7 protein-coding genes and 1 pseudogene are annotated in these 6000 nt (G+C 66.3%); 5 read left to right on the top strand and 3 right to left on the bottom strand.

The window, feature by feature from the left end:
* Positions 1 to 230, top strand: a pseudogene (locus tag FV220_RS05480) (DUF2076 domain-containing protein); the annotation flags it as partial.
* 94 nt (positions 231 to 324) lie between these two features.
* Here FV220_RS05480 and FV220_RS05475 read toward each other — a convergent pair.
* Complete coding sequence (locus FV220_RS05475; protein WP_147830078.1) at positions 325 to 1095, bottom strand: L,D-transpeptidase; 771 nt, start codon at positions 1093 to 1095, stop codon at positions 325 to 327.
* Positions 1096 to 1428: 333 nt separating this feature from the next.
* On the opposite strand from FV220_RS05475, the gene FV220_RS05470 reads away from it, so the two are divergent.
* The gene (locus FV220_RS05470) at positions 1429 to 2160 is read left to right on the top strand and encodes a chemotaxis protein (RefSeq protein ID WP_056145794.1); all 732 of its coding nucleotides are present in this window, start codon (positions 1429 to 1431) and stop codon (positions 2158 to 2160) included.
* Positions 2161 to 2241: 81 nt separating this feature from the next.
* Positions 2242 to 4296 carry an excinuclease ABC subunit UvrC gene (gene uvrC, locus FV220_RS05465; protein WP_056145791.1) on the top strand — a complete coding sequence of 685 codons (2055 nt, stop codon included), beginning with the start codon at positions 2242 to 2244 and terminating at the stop codon, positions 4294 to 4296.
* Positions 4297 to 4312: 16 nt separating this feature from the next.
* Here the strand turns inward: uvrC and FV220_RS05460 are convergent, their stop codons facing one another.
* Positions 4313 to 4651: a type II toxin-antitoxin system RelE/ParE family toxin gene (locus FV220_RS05460; protein ID WP_147830069.1), complete on the bottom strand. Its 339-nt coding sequence runs from the start codon at positions 4649 to 4651 to the stop codon at positions 4313 to 4315.
* Positions 4644 to 4928, bottom strand: coding sequence for a ribbon-helix-helix domain-containing protein (locus FV220_RS05455; protein ID WP_018044662.1), 285 nt, complete (start codon positions 4926 to 4928; stop codon positions 4644 to 4646). Before FV220_RS05455 ends, FV220_RS05460 begins: the two co-directional genes overlap by 8 nt.
* A 164-nt stretch (positions 4929 to 5092) precedes the next feature.
* Between FV220_RS05455 and pgsA the strand changes: the two genes are divergently transcribed.
* Positions 5093 to 5692 (top strand): CDP-diacylglycerol--glycerol-3-phosphate 3-phosphatidyltransferase, encoded by a 600-nt coding sequence (gene pgsA, locus FV220_RS05450; protein ID WP_018044663.1) that lies wholly within the window; start codon positions 5093 to 5095, stop codon positions 5690 to 5692.
* A gap of 31 nt (positions 5693 to 5723) precedes the next feature.
* A complete protein-coding gene (gene moaD / locus FV220_RS05445) occupies positions 5724 to 5975 on the top strand; it encodes a molybdopterin converting factor subunit 1 (protein WP_056146529.1) in 252 nt (83 codons plus the stop codon).
* Positions 5976 to 6000 lie beyond the last annotated feature (25 nt).

Raw genomic sequence — 6000 nt, 5'->3', positions numbered from 1 at the left:
GCGGCATGCTGCTCGGCAGCGCCCTGTCCAACGCCTTTGCCGGCGGGCATTCGGCCCTCGGCAGCGCGGCGGCGGCAGGCCTTCCCTCGGCCGGTGCCGCGGCCGGTAACGAAGACCTCGGCTCGGCCCTCGGTGGCGGCAACGACTTCCAGGACGCGTCGTTCGACAGCGATCCGGGCGGTGATTTCGGCGGCGACCTGGGCGGCGGCGGCGACGACGATTGGGTGTGAGCCCAACCCGTACCCGTCACCGCGCGTGATGGTTCGCTGACGAGGAAGGCCCGGTGCGTGTCCCCACGCGCCGGGCCTTTTTTATGTGTGTTGGTTACAGGACTTCGACCCGCGTCCCCACGGGCGTGCGTTCATACAGGTCGATGACGTCCTCGTTCATCATCCGGATGCAGCCCGACGACACGGATTGCCCGATCGTGTGCGGCTCGTTGGTCCCGTGGATGCGGTAGAGGGACGAGCCGAGATAGAGCGCCCGCGCGCCGAGCGGATTGGCCGGGCCGCCCGCCATGTGGCGCGGCAGATCGGGGCGGCGCTGCAGCATCTCCGCCGGAGGCGTCCAATCCGGCCATTCGCGCTTCTGGCTGATCGTCTTCATTCCCGACCAGGCGAAACCCGGACGACCGACACCGATGCCGTAGCGGATGGCCTGGCCGCCGGGCTGGACCAGATAGAGAAACTTCGTCCGGGTATCGATGACGATGGCGCCGGGCTTCTGCCGCCCATCGAAGGGGACGACCTGCCGGGCAAAGCGCGGGTCGGGCGTCCGCTCGATCGCCGCGGCCTGCATCTCGGGTGTCGCCTGCGACGGCAGGGCGGCGAGCCGCGTGCGCGCGGGAGCGAGATAAGGATCGATGTCGGGCACACGGTCGCCCGAGTAGAGCACGCGCGGCATCGGCTCGCCGCCATAGCCCTGTGCGGCCGGATGGCGTGGGAGCACCCCGTCATCGGCGAGGCCGGGACGCCTGGCGCGCGGCGGCGTTCCATTGCCCGTCACCAGGAATTCGATGAAGCCGCCACCGTACTGGCCAGCCGAACTCTGAGCCCGTGCGGATCCCCCCGTCACCGCCGTCGCCAGGCAAGCCATGGCGACGCACAAACCGATACGCTTCAACACGCGACTACTCCGGGCCATCATCGTCCTGCCCTCCAGGCTGGCCGGACGGGACGAGAATCGCGTGAAGGAACGTGGTGAATCGTTCAGTCCATTGCGGCTCCATTGGTCGCTTTCAAGAACAGCATGAATCGTCCGTAAAACTGCACACGACCTTTTGTCTGTTGAAGAAATGGCAACCACTTGGTCGCATGGTGGCTCGAAGGCTTCTCGTCTCGGGAGCCGCGTCGTTCGTCAGGACGATGGCGCCCGAGCCACGCGTGCCCGCCATTCGACCCAGTTACTCCTGCCGGCTGATCATCCCCGATGAACATGAAGCGCTACCGCATCGAAGACAGCCTCGGTTTGGCAAGCGTGCGACCCGTCGTGGAGGTCGCGCACGCCAAGGAGCGTTCCGGCTCCGACGACGTGAAGCTCGACGAGATCCTCTCGGCGATCCAGGAGCTTCGCCGCGTCACGCAGACCAGCACGGTCGAGACGATCGAAGCCTGCCGGAAGGAGCTCAACGAGGCCTTCGCCATGCGCTCCGAACTCGACGTGATGAAGGAAGCCATCACCCGGACGAAGAAGGAAATCGCGACGCTCTATCATTCCGAGAATACCGGGAAGGGAATGAAGCGGGTCGCCGGCGAACTCGATGCGGTGGTGGAATCCACCGAGCTCGCCACGAGCACGATCCTCGGCGCGCTGGAAGAGATCGAGACCAATGCGAGCGCATTGCGGGCCATGCGCCATGCCGCGGGCGCCGAGAATGTCGACATGATCCTCGAGCGCGTCATCGTCGCCTACGAGGCCTGCAACTTCCAGGATCTCACCGGCCAGCGCATCAACAAGATCGTGGGCGTGCTCAAGTTCATCGAGGAGCATCTGGACCGCATGATCGAGGCCTGGGGCGGACTCAATTCGTTCAGCGAGATCCTCGGCGTCGTGCCCCAGGGCCCCAGCATCGACGACGAGAGCTCGCTCCTCAACGGACCCAAGCTCGACAGCGACCCGGGCCATGTGGACCAGGGCGATATCGACGCGCTGTTCGATTAAGACGCGAACGCGCCGGCCTTCGGGGGGAGATGGGATCGGGAGCCCCTTCCCTCTCGAATCCCCGGCGCTTAAGTCTCGGGCATGAGCCGTCAGCCCGCGAAAGACCCGTCTTCCCAGCAAGACCTGCCGCCGGATTCGTTCGACGAACGCGAGGATGCGGACGAAACCCCGGAACGCATCGACGACGGCCCCGAGATCGACTTCGATTTCGAGGAAGGCGCGGTCAAGGCCGGCACGGAGATCATCCGCCGGTTCTGGAGCACGCTGCCGTCGGGACCGGGCGTCTACCGGATGTTCGACGAGAAGGGCGACGTCCTCTACGTCGGCAAGGCCAAGAACCTGAAGGCACGGGTCGGCTCCTATGCGAGGGGCCAGGCCCATTCCAACCGCATCGCCCGGATGATCTCGCAGACGGCGGCGATGGAATTCGTCACCACCGCCACCGAGACCGAAGCGCTGCTGCTGGAGGCCAACCTCATCAAGCAGCTGAAGCCCCGCTTCAACGTGCTGATGCGGGACGACAAGTCGTTCCCCTACATCCTGGTCACGGCGGATTCGGAAGCGCCGCAGATCGTCAAGCATCGCGGCGCGAGGCGGCGGAAGGGCAGCTATTACGGCCCCTTCGCCACCGTCTGGGCGGTGAACCGCACCGTCAACGCGCTCCAGCGCGCCTTCCTGCTGCGCACCTGCACCGACAGCTATTACGAGAACCGCACCCGGCCCTGCCTGCTCTACCAGATCAAGCGCTGCGCCGGCCCCTGCACCGGTGAGATCGCCCTGCCGGAATATCAGGCGCTCGCCGAGAATGCGAAGGGCTTCCTCTCGGGCAAGTCCAACGCGGTGAAGGACCGCATGCGCGAGGAGATGCAGGACGCCTCGGAGAAACTCGAATTCGAGCGCGCCGCCCGCTTTCGCGACCGCATCTCCGCCCTCTCGGCGATCCAGGGGACGCAAGGGGTCAACACGCAGGGCGTCGAGGAGGCGGATGTGTTCGCCCTCGACGAGCAGGCCGGCCAGTTCTGCATCGAGGTCTTCTTCTTCCGCAACTTCCAGAACTGGGGCAACCGCGCCTATTTCCCGAAGGCCGACCGCTCCATGACGCCGGACGAGGTGCTCGCCTCCTTCATCAGCCAGTTCTACGACGACAAACCGGCGCCCCGGATCGTCCTCGTCTCCCATGCCATCGAGGATGCGGAGCTGATGGCGGCCGCCCTGTCGAGCCGTGCCGAGAACCGGGTGGAAGTCCACCAGCCCCAGCGCGGTGAGCGCAAGGCGCTGGTGGAATACGCCCAGCGCAACGCCAAGGAGGCCCTGGCCCGCAGGCTCGCCGACACCGCCTCGCAGGGCAAGCTGCTGGTGGCCCTCGGGCAATCGTTCGGATTGCCCGCGCCACCCCGCCGCATCGAGGTCTACGACAATTCCCACATCATGGGCACGAACGCGGTGGGGGGCATGATCGTCGCCGGCCCCTCGGGCTTTGCCAAGACGCATTACCGCACCTTCAACATCAAGTCCGAGGAGCTGACGCCGGGCGACGATTTCGGGATGATGAAGGAGGTGCTGCAGCGCCGCTTCAAGCGCCTCGTCAAGGAGAACCCGCGCACGCCCAACGAGGCGGCTTTGGCGGCCAGCGAAGGCGGCGTTCCCGAGCCGGTCCCCGAACCGGACGGCGACACCATGCCGGCTTGGCCCGATCTTGTCCTCATCGACGGCGGCAAGGGCCAGCTCGAAGCGGCACGCACCGCGCTGGAACAGCTCGGTGTCACCGACGTCGCCCTCGTCGGCATCGCCAAGGGCCGTGACCGCGATGCGGGGCGCGAGACCTTCTTCGTGCCCGGAAAGGCTCCGTTCAAGCTGCCGCCGCGCGATCCGACCCTCTACTTCGTCCAGCGCCTGCGGGACGAGGCCCATCGCTTCGCCATCGGCACGCACAGGGCCAAGCGCAAGCGGGAGATGATCAAGAACCCCCTCGACGAGATCGCCGGCATCGGCCCGACCCGCAAGCGCGCCCTCCTCCACCATTTCGGGACGGTGAAGGCGATCCAGCGCGCGTCGTTGGAGGATCTGGCGACCACACCCGGCGTCAACGCGGCCACGGCGCGGGCGGTGTATGATTACTTCCAGGCCGGAGGGTGAGCGCGAAGCCCGCCTGTCAGGTTGCGTCGGTATCCGAATCGTCGTCAGACCGGCGATACAGAGCCTCGTAATCCCTCCCGCCATAGAAGACGTTGGTGATACGAACGCTATCGTCCTCGACCAGAAAAGCGATCACGGCGCAACGCTCGAACGGCACCGTGCGAAGGCCGGGTGCGAGGTCGTCACGGAGTCGACCGGCACGGGGCGCATCTCCGATCCGATCACATCGCGCCTTGATGCGTCGTACGAACGACGCGGCGACTGACGTGTTTCCGCTCGCTTGGCGAACGAGACGGAAAATGTCGGCAAGGTCGTCCAGCGCGTCCGGCCGGAAGTAGACCGCGAGTCTACGCACCGGAAGTCTCGGTCCCCTCGTCGGCGAACAGGCGAGCCAGGTGCCGGTCCGCGTCCGTCGTCGTCAGGTCCGGCCGCGGGTCATCGAGGGACCGGCGAACACGAGACCGTATCTCGCTCAGACGCCCGGCATCTTCCATCCGTTGCCGTTGCCAGAGACGGACCGCGTCACGCATGACTTCGCTCGTCGATGTGTAATCTCCCGCCTCGATGCTTTCACGCACCGCACGAAGGAGCTCGGGCGTCATGGTAATGCTGATCTCGTCTGCGGACGGCATGCGCGGACATCCTGCTCAATCCGCCCATCGGTAGCATAGAATCGGACCCGGCACATTCGCAGCGCAATGCGCCCGGCGCGACGACAGAGGCGGTATGAAAGCGGTATGGCCGTTTGCATCATCGCGGTTGACCCCTCCCCCCCGGCCATGGTTTCACCGCGTCGATGACTGTCCTCCCCCTCCGACGCCGGTCACCGGCCTGGACGCTGGCGAATTGCCTGACCTACGGGCGGCTGGTCGCCGTCCCCGTGGTCGTGGCGCTGTTGTATTGGCCGGACGAGCATGCGGCGCGGTTCGCGGCGCTCGGCGTCTTCATCGCCGCGGCCATCACCGATTATCTCGACGGTTACGTCGCCCGGACCTACGATCAGAGCTCGGCCCTGGGGCGGATGCTCGATCCGATCGCCGACAAGCTCCTCGTCGCCGCCTGTCTGCTGATGCTGGTGGCCGACAAGACGATTCACGACTGGAGCCTGTGGGCGGCCATCGTCATCCTGTGCCGCGAGATCCTCGTGTCGGGCCTGCGCGAATATCTGGCGGAGTTGAAGGTCAGTCTTCCCGTGAGCCGCGTGGCCAAGTGGAAGACCACCCTTCAGCTCGTGGCGATCGGTTTCCTCGTGGCCGGCAGGGCGGGGGAAACGATCCTGCCCCATACCGTCTTTGCCGGAGTCGCCCTGCTCTGGGTCGCCGCGGCCCTCACGCTCTACACGGGCTACGACTATATGAGAGCCGGCATCCGGCACGTGATGGACGATCCGCGCTGACCCGCCGATGCCGCAGCCGGAAGGGCAGATGATGAAGCTCGTGTATTTCGCCTGGGTGCGCGAACGCATCGGCAAGGCCGAGGAGACCGTGGACCTGCCGGCCGGGACCGAGACGGTGGCCGACCTCGTCGGCTGGCTGTGCGGTCGGGGCGAGGAATACGCCTATGCCTTCGAGAATGCCGGTATCGTGCGGGCGGCGATCGATCGGGTCCACGCCAAGCCGGATGCCGCCATCGCGGGTGCCACCGAGATCGCGTTCTTCCCGCCGATGACGGGCGGCTGAGCGGCCGCTCGCCGGATCTCTCGCG

Origin of the sequence: Methylobacterium sp. WL19 (assembly GCF_008040005.1) — a bacterium.
Lineage (GTDB): Bacteria > Pseudomonadota > Alphaproteobacteria > Rhizobiales > Beijerinckiaceae > Methylobacterium > Methylobacterium bullatum.
Note: the sequence above shows the minus strand (reverse complement) of the source record. Positions and strands in the feature narration are given on the sequence as shown.

Coding starts and splice junctions, on each gene's coding strand:
- pgsA (WP_018044663.1), top strand. CDS start 5,093: ATGACTGTCCTCCCCCTCCGACGCCGGTCACCGGCCTGGACGCTGGCG.
- FV220_RS05475 (WP_147830078.1), bottom strand. CDS start 1,095: ATGGCTTGCCTGGCGACGGCGGTGACGGGGGGATCCGCACGGGCTCAG.
- moaD (WP_056146529.1), top strand. CDS start 5,724: ATGAAGCTCGTGTATTTCGCCTGGGTGCGCGAACGCATCGGCAAGGCC.
- uvrC (WP_056145791.1), top strand. CDS start 2,242: ATGAGCCGTCAGCCCGCGAAAGACCCGTCTTCCCAGCAAGACCTGCCG.
- FV220_RS05470 (WP_056145794.1), top strand. CDS start 1,429: ATGAACATGAAGCGCTACCGCATCGAAGACAGCCTCGGTTTGGCAAGC.
- FV220_RS05455 (WP_018044662.1), bottom strand. CDS start 4,928: ATGCCGTCCGCAGACGAGATCAGCATTACCATGACGCCCGAGCTCCTT.